Origin of the sequence: Arcobacter sp. AHV-9/2010 (assembly GCF_004116575.1) — a bacterium.
Lineage (GTDB): Bacteria > Campylobacterota > Campylobacteria > Campylobacterales > Arcobacteraceae > Aliarcobacter > Aliarcobacter skirrowii.
Window position 1 is genome coordinate 26,192 of record NZ_PDKH01000001.1, and the last position, 24,275, is coordinate 50,466.

General features: G+C 28.7%; 28 protein-coding genes. 13 read left to right on the plus strand and 15 right to left on the minus strand.

Going from position 1 to position 24,275, the window contains the following annotated elements; all coding sequences use genetic code 11:
• Positions 1–5: 5 nt before the first annotated feature.
• From gatA to rpmJ, 7 genes are all read right to left on the minus strand, one after another.
• Entirely contained in the window at positions 6–1,364 is a 1,359-nt protein-coding gene (gene gatA / locus CRU94_RS00110) for an Asp-tRNA(Asn)/Glu-tRNA(Gln) amidotransferase subunit GatA (protein WP_129104822.1), read from the minus strand.
• Positions 1,365–1,500: 136 nt separating this feature from the next.
• Positions 1,501–1,851 carry a 50S ribosomal protein L17 gene (gene rplQ, locus CRU94_RS00115; RefSeq protein WP_066161551.1) on the minus strand — a complete coding sequence of 117 codons (351 nt, stop codon included), beginning with the start codon at positions 1,849–1,851 and terminating at the stop codon, positions 1,501–1,503.
• Between the two features lie 12 nt (positions 1,852–1,863).
• A complete protein-coding gene (locus CRU94_RS00120; protein ID WP_129104823.1) occupies positions 1,864–2,862 on the minus strand; it encodes a DNA-directed RNA polymerase subunit alpha in 999 nt (332 codons plus the stop codon).
• Between the two features lie 18 nt (positions 2,863–2,880).
• The gene (rpsD, locus tag CRU94_RS00125; RefSeq protein WP_066161555.1) at positions 2,881–3,507 is read right to left on the minus strand and encodes a 30S ribosomal protein S4; all 627 of its coding nucleotides are present in this window, start codon (positions 3,505–3,507) and stop codon (positions 2,881–2,883) included.
• 10 nt (positions 3,508–3,517) lie between these two features.
• A complete protein-coding gene (gene rpsK / locus CRU94_RS00130; RefSeq protein WP_066161557.1) occupies positions 3,518–3,910 on the minus strand; it encodes a 30S ribosomal protein S11 in 393 nt (130 codons plus the stop codon).
• 9 nt (positions 3,911–3,919) lie between these two features.
• The gene (rpsM, locus tag CRU94_RS00135) at positions 3,920–4,288 is read right to left on the minus strand and encodes a 30S ribosomal protein S13 (protein WP_066161559.1); all 369 of its coding nucleotides are present in this window, start codon (positions 4,286–4,288) and stop codon (positions 3,920–3,922) included.
• A 5-nt stretch (positions 4,289–4,293) separates the two neighbouring features.
• Positions 4,294–4,407, minus strand: coding sequence for a 50S ribosomal protein L36 (gene rpmJ, locus CRU94_RS00140; protein ID WP_066161561.1), 114 nt, complete (start codon positions 4,405–4,407; stop codon positions 4,294–4,296).
• A 214-nt stretch (positions 4,408–4,621) separates the two neighbouring features.
• On the opposite strand from rpmJ, the gene CRU94_RS00145 reads away from it, so the two are divergent.
• Positions 4,622–4,981, plus strand: coding sequence for an HIT family protein (locus CRU94_RS00145; RefSeq protein ID WP_129104824.1), 360 nt, complete (start codon positions 4,622–4,624; stop codon positions 4,979–4,981).
• Here CRU94_RS00145 and CRU94_RS00150 read toward each other — a convergent pair.
• From CRU94_RS00150 to CRU94_RS00160, 3 genes are read right to left on the minus strand one after another with little or no spacing between them, the layout of a single operon-like run.
• A complete protein-coding gene (locus CRU94_RS00150; protein WP_129104825.1) occupies positions 4,978–5,907 on the minus strand; it encodes a DHHA1 domain-containing protein in 930 nt (309 codons plus the stop codon). The genes CRU94_RS00145 and CRU94_RS00150 overlap by 4 nt on opposite strands.
• A gap of 9 nt (positions 5,908–5,916) precedes the next feature.
• Positions 5,917–6,984 carry a 3-isopropylmalate dehydrogenase gene (gene leuB, locus CRU94_RS00155; protein ID WP_129104826.1) on the minus strand — a complete coding sequence of 356 codons (1,068 nt, stop codon included), beginning with the start codon at positions 6,982–6,984 and terminating at the stop codon, positions 5,917–5,919.
• A complete protein-coding gene (locus tag CRU94_RS00160; RefSeq protein ID WP_129104827.1) occupies positions 6,984–7,481 on the minus strand; it encodes a 3-isopropylmalate dehydratase small subunit in 498 nt (165 codons plus the stop codon). Before CRU94_RS00160 ends, leuB begins: the two co-directional genes overlap by 1 nt.
• Before the next feature lie 155 nt (positions 7,482–7,636).
• Between CRU94_RS00160 and rpoD the strand changes: the two genes are divergently transcribed.
• Both rpoD and CRU94_RS00170 read left to right on the plus strand, forming a co-directional pair.
• Positions 7,637–9,511, plus strand: a complete 1,875-nt coding sequence (rpoD, locus tag CRU94_RS00165) for an RNA polymerase sigma factor RpoD (protein ID WP_129104828.1) — start codon at positions 7,637–7,639, stop codon at positions 9,509–9,511.
• 235 nt (positions 9,512–9,746) lie between these two features.
• Positions 9,747–10,490 (plus strand): tetratricopeptide repeat protein, encoded by a 744-nt coding sequence (locus tag CRU94_RS00170; protein ID WP_129104829.1) that lies wholly within the window; start codon positions 9,747–9,749, stop codon positions 10,488–10,490.
• A 223-nt stretch (positions 10,491–10,713) separates the two neighbouring features.
• On the opposite strand, the gene CRU94_RS00175 is transcribed toward CRU94_RS00170, so the two are convergent.
• From CRU94_RS00175 to hemL, 4 genes are read right to left on the minus strand one after another with little or no spacing between them, the layout of a single operon-like run.
• Positions 10,714–11,262, minus strand: coding sequence for a hypothetical protein (locus CRU94_RS00175; protein ID WP_129104830.1), 549 nt, complete (start codon positions 11,260–11,262; stop codon positions 10,714–10,716).
• A complete protein-coding gene (locus CRU94_RS00180; RefSeq protein WP_129104831.1) occupies positions 11,246–11,557 on the minus strand; it encodes an AtpZ/AtpI family protein in 312 nt (103 codons plus the stop codon). The genes CRU94_RS00175 and CRU94_RS00180 overlap by 17 nt, the downstream gene beginning before the upstream one ends.
• Positions 11,558–11,564: 7 nt before the next feature.
• Positions 11,565–11,888, minus strand: coding sequence for a pyrimidine/purine nucleoside phosphorylase (gene ppnP / locus CRU94_RS00185; RefSeq protein ID WP_129104832.1), 324 nt, complete (start codon positions 11,886–11,888; stop codon positions 11,565–11,567).
• A complete protein-coding gene (gene hemL / locus CRU94_RS00190; RefSeq protein ID WP_129104833.1) occupies positions 11,888–13,171 on the minus strand; it encodes a glutamate-1-semialdehyde 2,1-aminomutase in 1,284 nt (427 codons plus the stop codon). Before hemL ends, ppnP begins: the two co-directional genes overlap by 1 nt.
• A gap of 104 nt (positions 13,172–13,275) precedes the next feature.
• Between hemL and CRU94_RS00195 the strand changes: the two genes are divergently transcribed.
• On the plus strand, positions 13,276–14,028 hold the full coding sequence (locus CRU94_RS00195) for an energy transducer TonB (RefSeq protein WP_129104834.1): 753 nt from the start codon (positions 13,276–13,278) through the stop codon (positions 14,026–14,028).
• A gap of 1 nt (position 14,029) precedes the next feature.
• Here CRU94_RS00195 and CRU94_RS00200 read toward each other — a convergent pair whose 3' ends face one another.
• Complete coding sequence (locus CRU94_RS00200) at positions 14,030–15,145, minus strand: FtsW/RodA/SpoVE family cell cycle protein (RefSeq protein ID WP_129104835.1); 1,116 nt, start codon at positions 15,143–15,145, stop codon at positions 14,030–14,032.
• Positions 15,146–15,163: 18 nt separating this feature from the next.
• On the opposite strand from CRU94_RS00200, the gene CRU94_RS00205 reads away from it, so the two are divergent.
• From CRU94_RS00205 to fliP, 9 genes are read left to right on the plus strand one after another with little or no spacing between them, the layout of a single operon-like run.
• On the plus strand, positions 15,164–16,150 hold the full coding sequence (locus CRU94_RS00205; protein ID WP_129104836.1) for an RluA family pseudouridine synthase: 987 nt from the start codon (positions 15,164–15,166) through the stop codon (positions 16,148–16,150).
• Positions 16,098–17,372, plus strand: coding sequence for a fibronectin type III domain-containing protein (locus tag CRU94_RS00210; protein ID WP_129104837.1), 1,275 nt, complete (start codon positions 16,098–16,100; stop codon positions 17,370–17,372). Before CRU94_RS00205 ends, CRU94_RS00210 begins: the two co-directional genes overlap by 53 nt.
• Positions 17,373–17,380: 8 nt before the next feature.
• Complete coding sequence (trmB, locus tag CRU94_RS00215) at positions 17,381–18,571, plus strand: tRNA (guanosine(46)-N7)-methyltransferase TrmB (protein ID WP_129104838.1); 1,191 nt, start codon at positions 17,381–17,383, stop codon at positions 18,569–18,571.
• A complete protein-coding gene (locus CRU94_RS00220; protein WP_129104839.1) occupies positions 18,568–19,230 on the plus strand; it encodes a cell division ATP-binding protein FtsE in 663 nt (220 codons plus the stop codon). Before trmB ends, CRU94_RS00220 begins: the two co-directional genes overlap by 4 nt.
• Positions 19,217–20,035, plus strand: coding sequence for an FtsX-like permease family protein (locus tag CRU94_RS00225; protein WP_129104840.1), 819 nt, complete (start codon positions 19,217–19,219; stop codon positions 20,033–20,035). The genes CRU94_RS00220 and CRU94_RS00225 overlap by 14 nt, the downstream gene beginning before the upstream one ends.
• A complete protein-coding gene (locus CRU94_RS00230; protein WP_129104841.1) occupies positions 20,028–21,266 on the plus strand; it encodes a murein hydrolase activator EnvC family protein in 1,239 nt (412 codons plus the stop codon). The genes CRU94_RS00225 and CRU94_RS00230 overlap by 8 nt, the downstream gene beginning before the upstream one ends.
• A gap of 6 nt (positions 21,267–21,272) precedes the next feature.
• Positions 21,273–21,701, plus strand: a complete 429-nt coding sequence (locus CRU94_RS00235) for a hypothetical protein (protein ID WP_129104842.1) — start codon at positions 21,273–21,275, stop codon at positions 21,699–21,701.
• Positions 21,698–23,476 carry a penicillin-binding protein 2 gene (mrdA, locus tag CRU94_RS00240; protein WP_129104843.1) on the plus strand — a complete coding sequence of 593 codons (1,779 nt, stop codon included), beginning with the start codon at positions 21,698–21,700 and terminating at the stop codon, positions 23,474–23,476. Before CRU94_RS00235 ends, mrdA begins: the two co-directional genes overlap by 4 nt.
• A gap of 54 nt (positions 23,477–23,530) precedes the next feature.
• On the plus strand, positions 23,531–24,259 hold the full coding sequence (fliP, locus tag CRU94_RS00245; protein WP_129104844.1) for a flagellar type III secretion system pore protein FliP: 729 nt from the start codon (positions 23,531–23,533) through the stop codon (positions 24,257–24,259).
• Positions 24,260–24,275 lie beyond the last annotated feature (16 nt).

The window sequence follows — 24,275 nt, forward strand, 5'->3', positions numbered from 1 at the left end:
TTCAATTATTTTTTAAAATTTACAGCTTTTTCCATAGATAAAGCACCATCAAACAAAGTTTGTTCTTGAAAACTATTTGCAATTAGTTGAAGCCCAATTGGTAAGTTTTCACTATCTTTTCCTACAGGCAAACTAATAGCTGGAAGTCCTGCTAAATTCACACTAATAGTATATAAATCTGCTAAATACATATCTAGGGCACTTTTATATGAACCAAACTTTGGAGCAGTTGTTGGAGCAACTGGACTTAATATTAAATCAGCACTTGCAAAAATATTATCAAACTCTTTTTTGATAAGACTTCTAACTTTTTGTGCTTTTATATAATAAGCATCATAGTATCCTGAACTTAAAACAAAAGATCCAACCATAACTCTTTTTTTAACCTCATATCCAAAACCTTCAGTTTTTGTATTAACATACATATCTTTTAAGCTTGAACTAGCTGCTCTAAATCCATATCTAACACCATCAAATCTTGCTAAGTTTGCACTTGCTTCTGCAGCAGAGATAATATAGTAAGTTGAAATTATTTTATCTGAGTCAAGCATATTTGTATGAACTATCTTATGACCTTGCTCTTCTAAAAGTTTTACTGTTTTATTAAATGCTTCTTTAATCTCACTACTCGCATTTTCAATATAGTTATCAATAACAGCAATTGTAAATTTTTTGTTTGAATTTAAATTTGGAGTAATTTTTTCATAATCAATATTTGCACTTGTAGAGTCTTTTTCATCATATCCAGCTATTGCATCATATAATATTGCAGCATCTTCAACATTTTGAGTGATAACTCCACATTGATCAAGTGAAGATGAGTATGCAGCTATTCCATATCTACTTACTCTTCCATAAGTTGGTTTCATTCCAACAACACCACAATAAGCAGCTGGTTGTCTAATACTTCCACCCGTATCAGTTCCAAGTGCTGCAATAGCACTACCTTCTGCAACAGCAGCAGCACTTCCACCACTACTTCCACCTGGAATTCTACTATTATCTATTGGATTTAATGTTTTACCATGACAAGAAGATTCAGTTGAACTTCCCATAGCAAACTCATCCATATTTGTTAGACCAAATGGACTAAATCCAGCTTTTTCTAATTTTTCTATTACAGTTGCATTAAAAGGAGCTATATAATTTTTTAAAATTTTACTAGAGCAACTTAGTTCCCAACCTTTAACATTTATATTGTTTTTAATTGCTATTGGAATTCCGCAACCGCTCTCATTTAATTCAATATTTTCTAATTGCTCAATATAAGCACCAATTTTGCTATTTTTTATCTTATGTTTTAAATCATCTTTAAGTTTTTTAATCTCTTCACTATTTAAACTTAGTGCTTCTTTTAGAGTCATATATCAATTCTCCTAATATTTGTAGGTTCTTTTATAAAAGGCTGATTATATCAAAAAAAAGTTTAAAAAAAGTGTAGGTAGTTTTTGTAGTAGTTTTTAAGAAATAAAAAGAGAAAAATCTCTTTTTATTTAAAATTTAGATGAAAGAGATAAATGCCATTGGTGTAGCATCACCTTTTCTAATTCTTGTTTTAACAATAGATGTATATCCACCGTTTCTTCCCTCATATTTAGGAGCTATTTCGTTAATTAACTTTTTAGTAGCCTCTTTACATTGTAATGCAGCAAATACAGTTCTGTGTGTATTTAAATCAGCATTTCTTGCAGTTGTTACTAATTTCTCAATATATCTTTTTAGCTCTTTTGCTTTTGGAACAGTTGTTTCGATTTTTTCTCTCTCAATAATAGCAATTGCTAAATTTTTTAGCAATGCTTTTCTATGAGCAGAAGTTCTATTTAACTTTCTATATCCGTGCTTATGTCTCATATTAAACCTTTATTATGCTTTTAATTGCTCTAATTTTCTTCTTAAAGAAGAAGCAATATTTTCTGGAAGTGTATTTTCAACTGGATAACCTAAAGATTCAAGCTTCATAGCTATCTCTTCATAAGATTTTGTTCCAAGATTTTTTATACTTTTTACTTCCACTTCACTCATAAGAACTAACTCACCTAAGTATTTAATTCCTGATCTATCAAGAGAGTTAAAACTTCTTGCACTTAAATTTAAGTCTTCAATTTTAACTATTAAATCTTTAATTTCTGAACTATCTTCAGATGTTTCAGAAATAGAAACTTCAGATAAATCAAAAACTTTATTAAATACTGACATTTGTGAGTACATAACGCTAACTGCTTCTTTAAATGCATTTACAGGACTAATTTGTCCATTTGTAATTACATTAAATACTGCTTTTTCAAAGTTAGGATTATCTTCAACTAACATTTTTTCAATATTATAAACTACTTTTTTTACTGGTGTAAAAAATGCATCAATTGGTATAAAATCTGGTCCAACGATATCTCTGATATCTTCAGATGGCATATATCCAATACCTTTTTGAATAATAACTGTAAAGTTTAAGTTACAATCACTATTTATAGTTGCTAAATGCTCGTTGTTTGATACTACATCAATTTCAGAATTGATTAAATCTTCACCTTTAATATCTCTTGGTCCACTAAAAGAGTATTCAACAGATACTTGATCTTTATCGCTATTTATTTTAAATCTAATATTTTTTAGATTTATAACAAACATAGCAACATCCTCAAGCATTCCTCTTAATGAGTCAAACTCATGAGTAACACCCTCAATTTTAACAGCGATTGGTGCATAACCAACAGATGAACTTAAAAGTAATCTTCTTAACGGATGAGCTAAAGTAATAGCAAATCCATCTTCAAATGGATATGCTGTTATCTTTGCTTCATTTGCACTAATAGCCTCAATCTCAACTTCAGTTGGTAAAAACGGAGTTTCTGCAAACTTTTTCATTGGCTACCTTTTTATTTTTTATTTAGAATATAACTCTACTATTAATCTCTCTTCAACAGGAATAACTACTTCTTCTCTCTCAGGTATTCTTGTGAAAATTCCAAAAACTTTATCTTTATCTACATTTACCCAATCAACCATTCCTGTTTGATTTGTAAGCTCGATAGCTCTTTGTACTTGTGGATTATTTTTAGTTTTCTCTTTAATCTCAATTTTTTGTCCAGGTTTTACTAAATATGATGGAATATCAACTTTTTTACCATCAACTAAAACGTGTCCATGAGTTGTAATTTGTCTAGCAAATGCTCTAGTTGTAGCAAATCCCATTCTATAAACAACATTATCTAATCTTTGTTCAATTAAAGTAATTAAAATTGTTCCTGTATTTCCTTCTCTTCTAACTGCTTCTTTGAAGTAGTTGCTGAATTGTTTTTCAGAAATACCGTAAATAAATTTAACTTTTTGTTTTTCTCTTAATTGTAAACCATACTCAGAAATTTTAGATCTTCTTTGTCCATGTTGTCCTGGAGCAAATGGTCTTTTTTCTAAAGCACTTTTACCTGAAAGTCTTCTCTCACCTTTAAGTCCTAGATCCGCTTCAAGTCTTCTTTCGATTTTTTCTACTGGTCCTCTATATCTTGCCATTATTTACTCCTTACACTCTTCTTCTTTTAGGAGGTCTACAACCATTGTGTGGTAATGGTGTAACATCTTTAAACCAAACAACTTTGATTCCATTCATTGAACCAACTGATTTAACAGCTGTATCTCTTCCAGAACCAGGTCCTTGAATTTTTATTCCTACATTTTTAATTCCATGTTCCATAGCTTTTGTTAAAGCATCCTCAACTGCAGCTTGAGCAGCAAATGGAGTTGATTTTTTAGAACCTTTAAACCCTAGATTTCCAGCACTTGACCATGCAATTGCATTTCCAGCTTTGTCTGTAACTGTAACCATAGTGTTGTTGAAACTTGCAGCAATATGTATGATACCGTCAGCAATATTTTTTCTTACAACTTTTTTTCTAGTAACTTTTCTTTTTGCCATCATCTATCCTTATTTACTTGCCGCACTAATAGTTTTCTTTTTACCTTTTCTTGTTCTAGCATTAGTTTTAGTCTTTTGCCCTCTACAAGGTAAACCTTTTCTATGTCTTAATCCTCTGTATGAACCTAAATCCATTAAAGCTTTAATGTCCATTGCAACTTTTTTTCTTAAATCCCCTTCTACCATGTAGTTTTCTTGGATCTCTTTTCTAATTAAAGCTGCTTCATCTTCTGTTAATTCATGAGCTCTTTTATTGTAGTCAATTCCAGTTGCATCTAAAATTAATCTTGAATTATGTAATCCAATTCCAAAGATGTATGTTAAAGCATACTCCATTCTTTTTTTGTTTGGTAAATCAACACCCGCGATTCTTGCCATGTGTCTTATCCTTGTCTTTGTTTATGTTTTTTGTTTTCGCAGATTACTCTTACGATACCATCTCTTTTGATAACTTTACATTTATCACACATTTTTTTTACTGAAGCTCTTACTTTCATAAGTCTTATCCTTCTTTAATTTGTGTTTTCTATTTTTCCAACAGGAGTGCTGCTAAAAGAAGCATCTCCAACTCTCTATAAAACAGCTATGTTTTAACAAATTTTATAAAAACTTCTTTTATGGTTGAAAAAACGAAATTGCATTTTATTTAAATCTTACTTAAAATTTGTTGAATATGCTATACTTCGTTTTAATTTCACAAAAAGGTAGATAATGGAAATTTTTAAAAATAGTCTAATAAATATTCAAATAGAGAAAAGCGAAATACCTTGGCTTAAAATATTTACAAATGATAATATAAAAGAGTTTTCACAATGTAGTATCGAAATAAAACAAGATATTTGGAAATACTTAGATATTATTGAAAAAGCTATGATAAATTATTACAAACCTGATAAGATAAATATAGCCTCATTTGGAAACTATGTTCCTCATGTCCATTTTCATATTATGGCAAGATTTAAAGATGATAGCTTTTTCCCAGAGCCTATGTGGGGAGTTAAACAAAGAGAGGCAAAACTATTTTTACCCTCTTTTGAGAACTTTATAGATGAGCTAAAAAAGAGTTTTTAGCCATCTTGATTTATTTTTTCTATTAACTCTTTTAAAACTTCTTCAGACTCTTCAACTGGTATTTGACAAGCACCAGCATTCGCATGTCCACCACCACCATATTTAAGCATAAGCTCACCTATATTTGTTTTTGAAGTTCTATTTGTGATAGATTTTCCTGTGCTATAAACTAATTTTGATCTATCTTTTGCATAAAAAGAGTGAATAGATATATTTTGTTCTGGAAATAGTGTATATATCATAAATCTATTTCCAGGATAGATAACCTCTTCATCTTTTAAGTGAATAACAACTAAATTACCATGTACAGTTGAACATCTTTTTAACTGCTCTTTAAACTGCTCTTCATATTTAAAGTATATATCAACTCTCTCTTTTACATCAGGTAACTCTAATATTTGGTCAATATTGTGTCTTGAACAGTAATCAATTAGATCCATCATTAACTGATAATTTGAAATTCTAAAATTTCTAAATCTTCCAAGTCCAGTTCTTGAATCCATTAAAAAGCTAAGAAGTGTCCACGCTCTTGGTCTTACGATATCTTCATACATAAAATCAGCACTATCAGCTTTGTTTGCGCCCATCATCATTCCTGTAAAATAACCAGGAAATACATTATCACCATCATAATAGTCATAAACAACTTGTGCAGCACTTGGTGCATCTGGATCTATTATATGGTTGGCTCTTTTTTCATTTCTTAAAATTTCAGAGTAGTGGTGATCAAAAGCTAAATGAACTCCTTCAACATATGGTAGGTTTGTAGTAATATCTCTATTTGTAATGTTTATTAAACCATCTTGCATATCTTTTGGATGAACAAATGTAATCTCATCTATAATATCAAGATACTTTAAAAGTGTTCCACATACTAAACCATCCATATCACTTCGTGTTACAAGCCTATACTTTTTTTCACTCATTAATAACCTTTATTTATTGATATACTCAACTATTTTATCACCCATAGCAACACAATTTAAAACCTCTTTTGCATCAAAAGAGGCTAAATCTTTTGTTCTATATCCATCTTTTAAAGCATCTTTAATTGCTTTTTCTATTATATCGCTAGCTTTTTGTTCATTTAATGTATATTTTAACATCATAGCAGCACTTAATATTGTAGCTATTGGATTTGCAATTCCAAGTCCTGCAATATCTGGAGCTGAGCCATGAATTGGTTCATAAATAGCTGTTTTATCTCCTGTGCTTGCAGATGGTAAAAGTCCAATTGAACCAACTACCATAGAAGCTGTATCACTTAAAATATCTCCAAAAATATTTCCAGTAACAATAACATCAAACTGTTTTGGATTTCGCACTAACTGCATTGCAGCATTATCAACATACATATGAGATAATTGAACCTCTGGATACTCAAGTGAAAGTTCATTCATAGTATCTCTCCAAAGTTGAGAAACCTCTAAAACATTTGCTTTATCAACAGAACAAACTCTTTTATCTCTTTTCATTGCAAGTTCAAAGGCAGTTTTTCCAATTCTAATAATCTCAGGTTTTGTATATACCATTGTGTTATATGCTTTAAAACCATCATTCTCTCTTGGTTTTCCAAAATATATTCCACCAATAAGCTCACGCACTACCATAATGTCACAACCTTTTATAACATCAGCTTTTAGTGTAGAAGCATTTACAAGCTCATCATAAACAATAGCTGGTCTTAAATTTGCATAAACACCCATTTTTTCTCTAAAGTTTAAAAGCCCTGTTTCTGGTCTTAATTCTCTTGGTAAACTATCCCATTTCTCTCCACCAATTGCACCAAATAGACATGCATCAGAGTTTAACACACCTTGAACTGTCTCTTCTGGAAGAGGAACACCTGTTGTATCTATTGCAATTCCACCCATTAAATACTCTTTGTAACTTAGAGTAAAATCACATTTTTTCGCAACTGCATTTAAAACTTTAATAGCCTCATCAACTATTTCAGGACCTATTCCATCACCTTTTATTATTGAGATATTGTAATTTTTCATTATTTAGCCTTCATTTCATCTATTGCATAATTAATTAATCCACCACTTGCAATTAACTCTTGCATAAATGGAGGAATCGCTGTAAATTTATAAGTTTTTTTAGTTGTATTATTTGTAATCTCTCCATTATCTAAATCAATACTAATCTCTTCACCCTCTTTAATCTCTAAAGACTCAGGCAGTTCAAAAATTGGAAGTCCCATATTAAAAGCATTTCTATAGAAAATTCTAGCAAAACTAGGAGCAACAACAGCAGCAACTCCTGCTGCTTTTAAAGCAATTGGAGCATGTTCTCTACTTGAACCACAACCAAAATTTTCACCTGCAACTATAATATCACCTTTTTTTAGCTTCTTTGGAAAATCAGGATCTGCATCCTCCATAACATATTTTGCTAAATGCTCAGGATCTGAACTATTTAAATATCGTGCTGCAATAATAACATCTGTATCAATGTTTGCACCAAAATTCCATACTTTACCTGTGATTTTACTCATTATTTATCCTTAAATATTAAACACTAATTTTAGTTAAACGGTTATTTTATCCAAGAAAATAAAAATATCTGTTTAAATAAAACCCGATTTAACCAAAAGCTCAAAAAGTTTGGGTATAATACAAATTCTATTTAAAAAGAAGGATTTCCCAAAAAATGAGCGTAAAAGACATAAACAAAGCTATTGAGCAGTTAATTAAAGAGTACAAAGACTCTACTTTAACTTATGAAAAGTTAATAAAAATCTTTCCTAAAACACCAAATGCAGCCACAATTAAAAAAATTCTGGCACTACTTCAACTATATAATGTAAAAGTTTTAAGTTCTCAAGAACAAGCAAAGCATTTAAATGATGAAGAGGCAAAAAAAAGAAGAGAACAAAGAGAAAAACTAATCGAAGCAGAAGATGATGAGTTTGACTTACTAAAAAACAAAGATTTACTAGAGTGGTCAAGATCAGATTCACCTGTAAGAATGTACTTAAGAGAGATGGGACAAATTCCACTTTTAACAAAAGATGAAGAGATTGAAATATCTAAAAAAATTGAGATGGGAGAGGATATTATCCTTGATGCTATTTGTTATGTTCCATACTTAATTGATTTTATTTTAGAGTACAAAGAGCCTTTAGTAAATAGAGAGAGAAAAGTAAAAGAGCTATTTAAAAACTTCGATGATGATAATGAAGAAGAGAGTGAAGAGATCGAAGAGATTGAGGATGAAGAGTTTGAAGATGAAGAGTTTGAAGATGAAGAGAAGAAACTTTCAGGTGCAAAACAGAAAAAACTTGATAAAAGAGCTCAAACAATCATAGAAGCTTTTAAAAATCTTGAAAAACAGAAAAAAGAGTGGTTAAAATTTCAAGCAAAAGAGACAGCAAAATCTGATGATGAAGTTGATATGATGACTTTTAATCTAAATACTGCATTTAGAAAAAAATTATTAAAAGAGGCTTTACTTGATTTAGGACCAACTTCAAAACTAATTACTGAAATAGTAAAAGCTATGGAGACAACTCTAAAGAGCGAAGATGGTTTTGAAAATGAGTTAAAAAGATTGGAGTATAAACTTCCGCTATTTAATGAAAATTTACAAAAAAATCACCAAAAGATTTTAGAAAATATTGTAAATTTATCAAAAGCACAAATAACTGCAATGGTTCCTGAAGCTACTATGGTTTCTACTTATATGGAGATTAAAAAACTTTTCCAAACAGTTGAAGCATCAAAAGATGGATTTGATTTATCTCCTGAAGAGTTAAAAGCAGTTTTAGAGCAGATAAAAAGAGGTAAACGAATAACAGATACTTCAAAAGATAGAATGGCAAAATCAAACCTTAGACTTGTTGTTTCTATTGCAAAAAGATATACAAATAGAGGTTTAGCATTCTTGGATTTAATTCAAGAAGGAAATATTGGTCTTATGAAAGCTGTTGATAAGTTTGAGTATAAAAAAGGTTATAAATTCTCAACTTATGCAACATGGTGGATTAGACAAGCAATCTCTAGAGCAATTGCAGATCAAGCAAGAACCATTAGAATTCCTATTCATATGATTGAAACTATAAATAGAATTAATAAAATTATTAGAAAAGCTATTCAAGAAAATGGTAAAGAGCCAGATGTTGAAGAGATTGCAAAAGAGGTTGGATTACCTGTTGATAAAGTAAAACAGGTAATTAAAATTACAAAAGAGCCAGTTTCACTTGAAGCTCCTATTGGAAGTGATGATGATGGTAAATTTGGAGATTTTGTACCAGATGAAAAAGCTCCAACTCCAATTGATAATATCATGAAAGAGGATTTACAAGGACAAATTGATCAAATTCTTGGTCAATTAAACGAAAGAGAACAAGCAGTTATTAGAATGAGATTTGGTTTAATGGATGATGCTAGTGATAGAACTTTAGAAGAGATTGGAAAAGAGTTAAATGTAACTAGAGAGAGAGTTAGACAAATTGAGTCAAGTGCTATTAAAAAACTAAAACACCCAAAAGTTGGTAAAAATCTTAAAAATTATGTAGAGAGCTAATCTTTACATAATTATAATTTATATCCAATATCTCCAAAGCTTTTTTTACCCATTCCCAAGCTAGAGTTTGAGAACGAAGTAAAGCTCTCTGCTTTATGTATGCAGAATAGCTCTTACTCTTTTTTTGTAACTTTTCTATACGCTTTAAAAAAAAATTTTATATTTTTTTATAACTTAAGCTTATATATATAGATGTATTATAAAATTCTATTTATGTCAATAAAAGGGGAATAATATGAAAAATTTTATTTTATTTACTATACTTTCAGTTGTACTACTTGGCAAAGATTTAGGAGATGGTTATAGAGCCTACATTAACAAGGATTATGATAAGGCTATTAAAATTTTTAAAGAGTTCGCAGAAAATGGTAATAAAAATGCTCAATTTACCTTAGGAGAAATTTATTTTAATGGATTAGGAGTAAAAGGAAATTTTAAATTAGCTAAAGACTATTATGAAAAAGCTGCCAATCAAGGCGACCTAGATGCTTACATAGGTCTAGCAAAAGCTTATCATAATCTTGGAGATGAAAAAAAAGCTTTAGAGTGGTATAAGAATGCAGCTCTTAAGGAAGAACCAACTGCACAAGAAAGTTTAGGTAATTTTTATCATAGTGGACAGTTTGTTGGAAAAATAGATGAAGAAGCATCAGGATATTGGCATCTAAAAGCTTTTAATAATTATATGAATTTAAATTATAAAAATAATAAAATTCAATTAAGAATTGCAAATATGTATTATTACGGTAATAATGCTATCGAAAAAAATATAGAAAAAGCCATAGAGTGGTATGAAAAAGCCTCTTTAAATGGTAATGTATGGTCACAAAATTTTTTGGCTAACATCTATGATTCAGGAAAAGTTGTACCTAGAGATTTTCAAAAAGCAATAAATTTATATAATGAAGCTTGTCATAATGGTTCTAGATCTGCTTGCAGTAGTTACTATTATTATTTAGAAAGAGGTTATATTAAATAATAATATAATTTGCCTCGTTCCCAAGCTCCTGCTTGGGAATGCATACTTTTACTTTTTTAGGAAAAAGATTTTTGAGATAAATTTCGTTAAAAAAACTCAACTGTTTGAACGAAGTGAGTTTTGAGTTTTTAGAAATTTATTGAGAAAATCCCTAAAAAAGCAACTCATGTTCCGATTTTGCATACTTTTCTAGAAAGTATGAAAGAAAGAAACATTAGTTTCATTATTTTTTTAAAACCTTACTAAATAAAACCCCTATAGGCACAAGCCCTAAACCAATAATAAAAGCTAGTGGAGTAAAAAAGCCGTGATTATTTAGTGCAAAAAATCCAAATATTAAAAATACATATCCCAAAACTCTATAAATAGATACAAAACCACCTGCACTAAAAACTATATTTTTTATACTATTTTGTTTTACTTTTTTCTTCTCTTCTTCAATTATCTCTTTTATTTTATCAGATGTAAGTTCAGATTCAGGAACCTCTTCATATTCACTATATAAATCATAAGGGTCATCAATCTCATCAATTTTATCTCTATCATCTGCTGAGACTCTATTTGTATCATCAATATTTGATAATCTATTTTTGATATTTCTTCTATAAGATAAAAATGAAGCGATAGTTACAAAAAGTGAAGAGAAAAATGCAACTTGAAGATTTAAAAGCCAAATTGTGTTTTGAAATAAAATTGCATAAACACTTAAACAAAGGTTTAAAAAAATAAAAACCTTTGCAAAGTTTAAGATATTACTATTTATCTTCATCATCAGGTGAGTTGTCACCATATTTTGCTCTATGAGAATATCTAGGATCGTTTTCCATACCCTCATAAACTTTTTGAGCTCTTTTATAAGCTTTGTATATATTTAATCCAGCTGCAGCGACTCCCCAAAAAACTCCAAGCCATAAAGTCCAAGCATAACCTGTAAGATGTTTTAATCCAACTCCTATAAGAACTCCAAAAACAATAGCAACAACCATAGATATTCCTAAAGATAAATTATCCAAAGCCTCTATTTTATCTCTATGTTTTGGTTTCTCTTCTATATTATTATCTTTCATAAAGCTCCTAATTTATATATGAACAACAGTAATCTGTTATTTTTTTTACTTTTATCTCAAAGCTTGAGTTTGCAGCAACATCAAAAGAGCTACCAGATTTATATGTTTTAAAACTATCTTCACCTTTTAATCTTACCTCAACTTCACCTTCAATAATCTCCATTTTTTCAGCCTCTACTGTTCCAAAAACATACTCACCAAGCATCATAATTCCAAGAGATTTTTTACTTCCATCAATATCTATAAAAGTTCTACTTGTAACATTTCCATCAAAGTAAATATTTGCTTTTTTTATTAACTCTACACCTTTAAAACTATTTAAATTTTCCATTAAACAAACTCTTTCATAATCTCATCTGCTGCTTGAATACACAAATCAATCTCTTTATTTGTAATTTTTGTACAAATAAATCCAGTTTCATATTGACTACAAGCAAAATAGAAACCTCTTCTTAGCATCTCTTGATGAAATTTTGCAAATCTTTCAAAGTTACAAAGCCCTACCTCTTTAAAATTTGTTGGCTCGTTTTCACAAAAGAAGAATCCAAACATACTTCCTCTTGTATTTACTTGTAAAGGAATATTATATCTATCAGCTACTTTTTTAAATCCATTTACTAATCTTTTCGCTTTTTTCTCTAAATCTTCATAAATTTTTGGATTTGCTTTTAATTTTCTAAGGCTAGTAAGTCCTGCTGCCATAGCAACTGGATTTCCACTTAAAGTTCCAGCTTGATAAATTTTTCCTTCAGGTGAAAGATGACTCATAATCTCTTTTGATGCAGCAAAAGCACCAACAGGCATACCAGCACCAATTACTTTTCCAAAAGTTAAAATATCTGCTTTTACATCTAAAATACCACTAGCACCTTTTAAAGAAGCTCTAAAACCACTCATTACCTCATCAAAAATCAATAAAGCACCGTGTTTATCACAAAGCTCTCTACAAGTAGCCAAAAACTCATTTGTTGCAGGAACTAATCCCATGTTTCCAGCAATTGGCTCAATTATAATACAAGCAATATCACTACTCTCTTCAAAACACTTCTCTAACTGCTCTATATTGTTATATTCGCATAAAAGTGTATGTTTTGTTAAATCAGCTGGAACTCCTGGACTACTTGGGCTTCCAAATGTTGCCATTCCGCTTCCTGCTTGTACTAGTAAAGAATCAGAGTGCCCATGATAACAACCCTCAAATTTGATAATATCATTTTTATTTGTAACACCTCGTGCTAATCTAATTGCACTCATAGTAGCCTCTGTTCCAGAGCTTACAAATCTCACTTTATCAATATTGTCATACATATCAACAATCTCACGAGCTAATTTTGTCTCAAGATTAGTTGGAGCACCAAAACTTAAACCCATTTTTGCAGTCTCTATTACAACTTTTTCAATATCTTTATCACAATGACCAAATATTAGTGGTCCCCAGCTTTGTACAAAATCTACATATTTGTTTCCATCAACATCATATAAATAAGCGCCCTTCCCTTTTTTAATAAATGGAGGTGTTCCACCAACACTTTTAAAAGCACGAACTGGTGAATCAACACCACCTGGGATTACTTGACAAGCTTTTTCATAAGCTTTTATTGATTTCTTAAACATTTTCTATCCTAAATTTGTAGTAAGCAAATATTCTACAATAATTTAAATAAGCAAAAGATAAGCTCATAAACTTAATTAACAAAAAATCTACTATAATTTGCACAATGAAAAAAATATTATTAGTTACTCTTGCCATATCTTTTATCATATCTTTGTTAGTTCATGCACTAATTATTGCTGATACAGGTCTAAAACTAAAATCTGGCAAAACTCATGAAAATATTCAAAAACCACACAATATAAGTGAAGTGAAGTTTGTAAAACTAACTCCAAGTGAGCCTATAATTTCACAAAAAGAGGCTAAACCTTTAAAAAAAGAGGAACCAAAACCTAAAACAGAGATAACAAAAGAGAAAGCAAAGATAGAAGAGAAAAATAGCTTAGTTCCAAAAGAGTTAAAAGAGGCAAAATCTTTTCAAGAAAAAATATTAAAAGAGAGTAGCAAACTTCAAGAGCAAACTTTAGAAAATTTCTTAAGCCAAAAAGATACTATTTACAATAGTGAAGTTTTTAATGAGCTAAAAGAGCTTTATGGAAAAGAGTATGATAATTTTACAACTGTTCAAAAAGCCTATTTAGAAAAAAATATAAACAATTTTCAAATTATTACTCAAAGAGTTTTAAATAGACTTGGTTATCCACACGAAGCAGTTAGACTTAAAATTACTGGAATAAATATAGTTGAGTTTATTTTTCATCCAAATGGAGATATTAGTGATTTAAAAATAATTCAAAGTTCTGGTTACTCAATTTTAGATAATAGAACATTAGAGTTAATTCAAATTGCCTACAAAGAGTATCCAAAGCCACAAACTTCAACAATTTTGAGATTTAAAGTATTTTATCGACTCTATTAAGCTATAAGTTTCTTTCATAACTATAACTATCTAAATATCTATATGAAACCAAGTTTTGTAGAATTGCTAACATAATTATAAAGTTAGTAAAAGAACTCCCACCATAAGAGAAAAAGGGTAATGGTATTCCAACAACTGGTGCAAAACCAATAACCATTAAAATATTTATACTCATATTAAAAAATATAAGCAGAGCAAGACCCGTTGCAAAAACTTTTGTGACATAATCTTTTTTGAAAGCTATGCTTAAATTATATGTAAAAAGATGAATTATTAAAAAAAAGTAAAGAACTACAACAGTTAAAGCACCTAAAAATCCAAATCTCTCTACTAAATAAGCAAAAATAAAATCACTAGTGGCAATTGGTAAAAATCTAAGCTGAGTTTGAGTTGCTTCATCACTATCTTTTCCTGTTAATCCACCTGAACCAATAGCAATAATAGATTGTTGGACATGATAACTTGGTTTTTCAGCAACAATAAAGTCATGAACTCTCTTTTTTTGATAATCTTTTAAGCCATAAGTATAAAAAGGTGGTAAAAGAGCTGCTAAAAAAATAAAAATAGTTAGCCAAATTTTCCAATTAACTCCAACAACAAAAAGTATTCCATATCCAACCAAAAGCATAACCAAAGCTGAACCTAAGTCAGGTTCAATAGCAATTAGAAAAAATGGTGTCAAAATAAATATAGAAAAATAACAAAAATCTTTTATATTATAACCATCAACTGGAGGGGGTCTGTGTTGTATTAGATATCCAAGCATTAATATATATATAGGTTTTATAATCTCAGATGGCTGAATTGTTGAATCTGTAAATGGAATAGCAATCCATCTTTTAGCTCCCAATTTTGTAACACCGATAAACTCAACTAAAATCAGTAAAATAACTGCAAACCAGTATAAAGTTGGAACCAAAAATAGTGTTTTTCGTATTGGTAAAATAAAGACTAAAAAGAATATAAACAATGAAACTGTATAATAAAAAAGCTGTTTATTTGCAAGAGCATCATTTGTCTCTTGAATTAAATAATATGATAATAGTACAAATGGTATAACTAATATCATCGAAACAGAGTCAAAGTGAGAAATAGTTCTTTTATCAAATAATCGCATGCGAAAGAGTATCATAAAATGTATAAAAAATTTATTGTAGATAGTGAAGATAGATTAGATAAGTTTTTAAGTAAAAACTTAGAGGATTCAAGAAACCAAATTTTACAGCTTATTAAAAAAAATCTAGTTAAAGTTGATAATAAAACTATAGATAAAAATGGTTATAAATTAAAAGAGAATCAAATTGTAGAGGTAGAGATTCCAAAGCCTGAAGAACTTAATATAAAAAGTAGTGAATATCTTCTGGATTTTTTCAAAGATTTTGAGATTAAAATAATATATGAAGATGAAGATATTTTAGTTTTAAATAAACCAGCAAATTTGACTGTTCATGAAGCATCTAGTGTAAAAGAGCCAACTTTAGTTGATTGGTTAAAGTTAAAAAATTTCTCACTCTCAACTATTAGTGGAGAGCTAAGACATGGAATTGTTCATAGACTTGATAAAGGAACAAGTGGAATTTTAGTAGTTGCAAAAACAAATGAAGCACATCAAAATTTAAGTAAAGAGTTTGAAAATAGAAATATTGGAAGATACTATTTAGCAATTATTGATTTACCACTAAAAGATAATATTGTTATTAATCGACCAATAGCAAGAAATCCAAATAATAGATTAAAAATGGGAATTGTTGAAAATGGAAAAGATGCAAGAACTGCATTTTATAAAATAGAGAGTTCAAATAATCAAAAATATGAACTAATTGCTTGTAAACTTTTTACAGGAAGAACTCATCAAATTAGAGTCCATCTAAACTCAATCTCAAGACATATCTTAGGAGATACTTTATATGGTTTTAAGAGCGAATTAAGTAAAATCAACAGAATTTTTTTGCATGCATATTACTTAGAGTTTATGCACCCAATAAAAAAAACAAATTTATGCTTTAAAGCAGATATTCCAAAAGATATAGAGAATTTTATAGATATTAACTTTTCCAAGGAGATAATAGATGAAAAAATTGATCCAACTAGGCTTACTAACTCTTTTAGTTTCGTTTCTTAGTTCATGTGCAAATACATTTCAAAACTTCGGTAATTCAAAAGTTGAAATTGATGAGAGTTTTGAAACTGTTGATTATGACTCAATAATAACTATTTCAGATATGACATCAATTGGTTTTGAGTGGAAAAGAGTTGATGATGAGAGAGTTGTTGGTTACAACTTTTATAGAGCAAATGCTGATAAAAATGAGACTAAACTCAAATTAATTTATTCTAGCAATAATAGATTTGAGACTCACTATGTAGATAAAAATCTTGAACCAAATACAAAATATCTTTATCAAATTTCTGTAAAATTAAAAGATAATAAAGAGTCAAAAACAACTAAAGCATATTTAGCTCAAACTCTTCCAAGGCTTGAAGGTGTTCAAATGGGACAAGCTATCTCAAATCTTCCAAGAAAAGTAAAAGTTGTTTGGCAACCACATCCTGATAAAAGAGTTGAATACTATATTGTTGAAAGATTTGACTCTAAATCTAAAAAATGGAGTTCTGTAAGTGGGAAAATAAACAATAGACTATCAGCTGAGTTTATTGATATAAACCTACTTGATAATACAATTTATAAGTATAGAATAAAATCATATACATTTGAAAATATAGAGTCAAATCCTAGTTTAATTTTAGAGGCAAATACAAAACCTCTTCCTCTACCTCCTTCAAATTTGAAAGCTTCGACTGATATTCCAAAAAAGATATATTTAGTTTGGGAAGCTAGTTCAACTTTAGATGTAGTATCTTATGATATTTATAGAAGTAGTAGTGAGAAATATGGCTTTAGTAAAATTGCAACTGTTGATTCAAAAACTTTAGATTATACAGATGAGTTAAAAGGTGATAATGAAAAATATTTTTATAAAGTTGTAAGTGTTGATAAAGATAGATTAGAAAGCACTCAAGATATAACTGCTATTTTAGGTTCAACTTTAATAAATCCTGCAAAACCGATATTAACTTTGGCTCAAATTCAAGATAAAAAAGCTATTTTAAATTGGAAAGAAGGGGATAGCCGAGCTGTTGCATATAATATTATCAAAAAAACAAAAAAAGGTTTTTTACAAACTGATACACTAATTATAAAGGGTGTAAAAGATTTAAGATATGAAGATTTTGATGTTGTAGCTGGTTTAGAGTATCAATATAGTGTTCAAGCTATAGATGAGTTTGGTTTGGTTTCAGAAGCTAGTAACGAAACTAAAGTAATACTTCCAACAGCGGAATAAAGAGCATAATGCCACATATTGTTTTTAAATCTAACCCAATAGTAAAGACTCCATTTAAATCAAATAATATGGAGTTTTTATTTGTTGCTCAAAGTTTTAGTAAAGAGAGTGACAGAAAAACTGAGTATAAAGTTGCTGTAAAATATCAAAATAGAGATTTTATGTTAGCTATTAAAGAGAAAGATGATAATTTTTTAATTAAATCTGATAAAACAACAAGAATCTCTCCTGTTGCTATAATAAAAGATGCTATAAACTCTTATGCAAAAGAGAATGGAACTGATATTTTATTTACAAATACATCAAATTTAAAAGAGAAAAAAGAGATTCCTCATAAGTATTTAAAAGATATTGAATATTTTGTAGATGATTTTAAAACAGATAAAAATATTCAAATAGAGATTGGTTTTGGGAGTGGAAGACACCTTCTATATCAAGCAAAAAACAATCCAGATGTTCAATTTATTGGACTTGAAATCCACTACCCATCAATTGAGCAGTTGTTAAAACAGCTAGAGCTTCAAAACATTACAAATGTTTTAGTTGTAAATTATGATGCAAGACTTTTTATGGAGTTTATAGAGTCAAACCAAGTTGAGAAAATTTTTGTACACTTTCCTGTTCCTTGGGACAAAAAACCACATAGAAGAATTTTTTCAAAAGAGTTTGTAAATGAAGCTTTAAGAGTTTTAAAAATTGATGGAACACTTGAACTTAGAACTGATAGTAGAAACTACTTTGATTTTTGTGTAGATTTACTTACAAATTTAAATCAAGCTTCAATTTTAATTGATGTAAACAAAGAGCTAAAAGTTGTTAGTAAATATGAAGATAGATGGAGAAGACAAGGTAAAAACATCTATGATGTAGTTTTAATTTCAAAATCAGAAGATAAAAAAAGAGATTTAAATTTTGATTTCTCTTTTGATTTTGATTTAGATTTAAATAGATTTTGTGAGCAAAGTTCTCTAAAAGCTTTAATTATGGGTAACTATTTTGTACATATTGAAGAGCTTTATAAAATTTTAGATAAAGAAAACTCTGGATTAATAAAAGTTACTATGGGTAATTTTGACCGCCCAATTACAAAATATCTTTTAGTTTTAAATGGAAAAGTATCTTACTATCAAGGGGAACCTCTTCCAACAAGTTCAAATATAATTTCACATAAAAAGTTAAAAGAAGTTTTACAAAAATGATTCAAGCTAGAAATTTATATCTTACTTACGATAATAATAAGTATATTATAAAACAAGGAAATTTCTCTATTAAAGAGGGAGAGTTTGTATTTATTGGTGGAAACTCTGGAAGTGGTAAATCAACTTTGCTAAAATCATTTTATGGAGAGTTACCAATAAGACATGGTGAGTTAAATATTGCAAAACAGAGTGTTGTTGGGATAAAAGGAAATAAATTAAGAGTTTTAAGAAAAGATATTGGAATTATTTTTCAAGATTATAAACTTATAAATGAGTTTACTATTGAAGAGAATATTATGGTTCCTCTTAGAGTAAACAACTATGTTGAAGAGACTTCAAGAAAACAAGCTGATGATCTGTTAAGGCATGTAAAGCTCTTTCATAAAAAAGGTTATTATCCAAATCAATTAAGTGGTGGAGAGCAACAAAGAGTTGCAGTTGCAAGAGCTTTAGCACATAATCCTAAAATTATAATTGCAGATGAACCAACTGGAAATTTAGATGATAGTTCAGCTGATGTTGTTTGGAATTTGTTAAAAAGTGCAAATGAGAGACTTGGTATTACAATTGTAGTTGTAACACATAGAGTTCCTAGACATTTAGGAATAAAATTTAGACAGCTTTCAATTGTTGAAGGGGTTATTTGTGAGGTCTCTTAACTCAATTTTTGGATTTTTTATACCTCTTTTGTCTATGCTTATTGCATTTTGTATATTTTTACTAATTGATAATATTGTAAATAACTACAAAAGTAAAATATCAAAAGATTATTCAATAATATTGGTTTCAAAAAAATCTTTACAAAAAGAGGATTTAGGAAATCTTGCTGGAATAAATGTAAGTGAATTAAAACTAATCTCAAATGAAAAAATTATAGAAAATATAAAAGCAAATCTATCTTCAAGTTCTATTACACTTTTAAGAACAAAACTTCCATATTTTTATCAACTATATTTAGAGGATTTTCCAACAAGCACTGAACTTGAAAAGATAAGAAAAACTTTACAAAGTAAAGAGAGCATAAAGAGTGTAGAAGTTTTTTATAAAAATCATAGTCAAGTATATATTTTATTACTTATTTTAAATACGATATCTTTTACTCTATTTTTAATTATTACAATTTTTGCAGTTATTATATTGGCAAAACAGATAAAACTGTGGTTTCATGAACATAGAGTTAAAATATCTATTTTAAGACTACATGGGGCATCAATTATTTATAGTGCTTCAAGTGTTATAAAGTATGCTTTTTTTAGTTCGTTTTTAGCTTTTATAGTTGCTTCAATATTTTTAATCTATATTTCAAATAATATAGAGGCTATTTTTCCATTTGAGTTGCAAGATATTGTAAATATTCAAATTCATCTTGAGGAGGAGATTTTTAAAATATTTGCTCTTGCTTTTGTAATATCTTTATTTACAATCTTTGGAACACTATTTAAATATAAGATTGACAATGATTAAAAATATTTTTCTTATTTTTGCTATTTTTTTATCAACTTTAGAAGCAAATATTGATCAAAAAATTGAACAAAATGAAAAAGTTTTATCTCAAGCTCAACAAAAACGAAAAGATGCAAATGATAAAACAAAAGAGATTGCAAAAAGTATTGAGGAGCAAAATAGAAATATTTTAAATTTAGAAAAAAATATAGAGAGTATTAATTTAGATATCTTAAAACATCAAAATTTGCTTGAAAGTTCTGAAAAAAAACTAGATCAACTTCAAAGTGATACAAAAAATTTAATTATTGAAAAAAGAAAGAGTGAAGAGGAGATTGTAGATATTATAATTGAAGAGTTTTCAGTATCAATGGCTATAAAACTAGCTTCAAAAGAGTCAATTGAAGAGCTAATTGATAGTGAAGTTTTTTCGCTTCTATCTGAACACTCAAAAAATAGAATAGATCAAATTAATCAAAATTATAATCAACTATCTAAAAATACAAAAGAGAATGAAGAGGCTATTATAAAACTTAGTAGCTACATAAATGCAAGAGAGAAGAAGAAAGAGGAGTTTTTAGAGTTAAAAAAGAGTCATACAAAATCTTTAGCAAATTTAGAAAAAGAGCATAAACTTTATCAAGCTGAGTTAAAAAAAGTTATATCACAACAAGAGAGCCTTAACTCAATATTAGCAGATTTAAAAATTTTAAAACAAGAGGAGATAAAAAGAAAAGAGGAGGCAAAAAAAGCTGAACAATTAGCAAAAACAGAGAATCAAAGAAATCAAGAGTTTGCAAAAAGTTTGGATTTGGATGTTAGAAAAATAGGCTCATCTACAAATGGTGTTAAAATTGTAAAATACAAAGGAGCTAAGACAATAGCACCATTAAAATCTTTTAGTATTGAAAAACCTTTTGGAACATATTATGACCCTGTTTATAAAATAAAACTATTTAATGAATCAATTGTTTTAAACTCTAAAGAGAAGAATGCAAAGGTTCTCTCTGTTTTAAATGGAAAAGTTGTTTTTGCAAAAAAGAATGCTGGAATGCTTGATAATGTAGTAATTGTACAACACTCAAATGGACTTCACACAGTATACTCTCATTTGGATGATATAGCTCCAAATATTGTTGTTGGTAAGTGGATACAAAAAGGTAGTGTTGTTGGAAGAGTTAGTAGTAATCTTACTTTTCAAGTTACAAAAGATAGTGCTTATATAGACCCAAAAGAGCTATTTAAAAGTTAGGATTTTATGTCAATAAATAGTTTAGATAACCCAATTTTTTTAATAATTTTTATCTATATTTTAGTATTTATATCTGTTATAGCATCATCTTTTTTTATTACTATTCCTTTTGCTGGAATTATATCAATAGCATTTTATAGAACTTTAAAACAGAAGCACTACTACTCTTTTGCTTTTGTTTTGTTTGCTCTTCTTTTAATTGAGTTAAATATGGGATTAAAACCTTTTTCTCTAGCACTAATTGCATACTTTATATATCTATTTATAATTCCAAAATATGAACAAGAAAAGGCAAATAACTATATTTATATTATGTTTTTTTATCTTGGAATGCTAATTGTTTTTACAATTTTTTATGATATTTCAATACATATTTTTTTCGTACTTCTTTTTGCACTACTTCTTGATATTATACTATTTGGAATATTTTTATGAAAATTAGACTAAATATTGTATTTATTATTATCACAACAATTTCATTGATGATTTTAGCTAGAGTATATTTTTTATCTATTAAATCAAATACCTATTATGAAGAGTTATCAAAAAACAACTATATTAAAAAAAGTTATCAATTACCAGTTCGTGGAATTATTGAAGATAGAAATAACACTTTAATAGCTTTAAATCTAATAGGATTTTCAATAAATATAAAACCTCATTTAAGTGCAAATAGATACAAAGCTGAACTTGATGAGACATTAGAAAACATTATAAAACATCTACCAAACTACAACAAAGAAGAGCTTTATAAAACATATATAAGAAACGACTCACCATATAATCATGATTTCATAAATATTATAGATTTTGTTGATTATGATGAGATGTTAGCAAAATTTACATATCTTGAGAGTAATCAAAATATTAAAGTTGAACTCTCTTCAAAAAGGCACTACCCATTTAATGAATTAGCCACACATATTATTGGATATGTTGGAAAATCTACAAAAGCAGAAGCGCAAGATAATGAAGTAGCAAGACTTGGAACAATGATTGGTAAAAGTGGAATTGAAAAATATTATAATGAAAAACTTCAAGGTCAAATTGGATACAAAGAGGTTAAAGTAAATGCCTACAACAAAGAGCTTGAAATTATATCTCAAAGAGATCCATCTATAGATAATAATGTCCAATTAACAATTGATATTGAACTTCAAAAATTTCTACAAAAGGAGTTTGAAGGTAAAAGTGGTGCTGTTGTAATTATGAACTCAGAAAATGGGGAGATTCTAGCAGCTTCATCTTTTCCTGAATACAACAGTAACATCTTTGTAAAAGGTATATCTCAAGAGGAGTGGGATATTTTAAGAAATGATTTTAACCACCCTTTTACAAATAAGATTACAAATGGTCTTTATCCACCTGGTTCTGTTATTAAAATGGGAATTGCTTTATCATTTTTAGAAAATGGAATTCCTGAAAATTACAGTGTTAATTGTACAGGAAGCCTAGAGATTGGAAATAGAAATTTTAGATGTTGGAAATTAACAGGTCATGGAAATGTTGATTTTAAAGACTCTATTATTCAAAGTTGCGATGATTTTTACTACAAAGGAAGCCTAAGAATTGGAATTGATAAAATTTCTGAAACTTTAGCTAAATTTGGATTTGGTCAAAAAACAGGAATTGATTTGGATAATGAATTTATTGGAATAAATCCAAATAAAGAGTGGAAAGCTCGAAGATTTAATGAACCTTGGTACATTGGAGAGACTGTAATTACATCTATTGGTCAAGGAAATATGCTTACAACTCCACTTCAAATTGCAAGGTTTACAGCATATTTTGCAAATGGTAAACTTCCAAAGCCACATCTTTCAAAAGATGCTTATGAAGAGCCAAAAGAGCTTGATTTTAAAAAAGAGCACTTAAATTTAATGAGAGAATCTATGTTTGATGTTGTACACTCACCAAAGGGAACAGCAAATAGACATATAACTTCAAAAGTTAAAATAGCTGCAAAAACAGGAACTGCTCAAGTTTATACTATTCCTCAAGATGAAAAAGTAAGAATGAAAGAGAGTGAACTTGAATATTTTCAAAGATCTCATGCTTGGATTACAGCATTTGGTCCATATAAAAATCCTAAATATGTTGTTACAATTATAGTTGAGCATGGAGAGAGTGGTGGTAGAGCAACGGGTGGGATTTTAAGTAATATTTACGATAAACTTTATGAATTAGGTTACATAACTGAACTTGAGTAGTTTTAATTTAAACTTAGATAGAATTATAACTATTTTATTTATTAGGAATTTTTATTGAGACTTTTTTTAGGAGTACTTTTTTTAACTACTTTTAGCTTTGCTGCTGATCCTGTTCCTATGATAAATCTATCTGTTGCAGCCCTTGAAGAGCCAGTACAATTTGTAAAAACAATAAATATAGCTATTATTTTAGCTCTTTTAGTTCTTGCTCCAACTTTGCTATTAATGGTAACTTCATTTACAAGAATTGTAATTGTTTTATCACTTTTAAGACAAGCTATGGGTCTTCAACAAACACCTCCAACACAAATTGTAATATCTTTAGCTCTTATTATGACAATATTTATAATGGAGCCTTATGGGAAAAAAGCTTGGGATGAGAGTATTGTTCCATATATGGATGAGAAAATATCTTATCAAGATGCTTTTGAAAAAGGTGTTGCACCTTTTAAAGATTTTATGATAAAAAACACAAGAGAATCTGATTTAGCTCTATTTTATAGAATAAAAAAAGAGCCAAATCCAAAAAATATCGATGATGTTCCACTAACACTATTAATGCCAGCATTTATAGTAAGTGAGCTTAGAACAGCATTTGAAATAGGATTTCTTATATTTTTACCGTTTTTAATTATTGATATAATAGTCGCTTCTATTTTAATGAGTTTAGGTATGATGATGTTACCTCCTGTAATGATATCTTTGCCTATAAAAATTATATTTTTTATTGTCGTTGATGGGTGGCCACTAATTATTGGTAACCTAGCACAATCCTTTAAATAACTATTTAAGGTTTTAT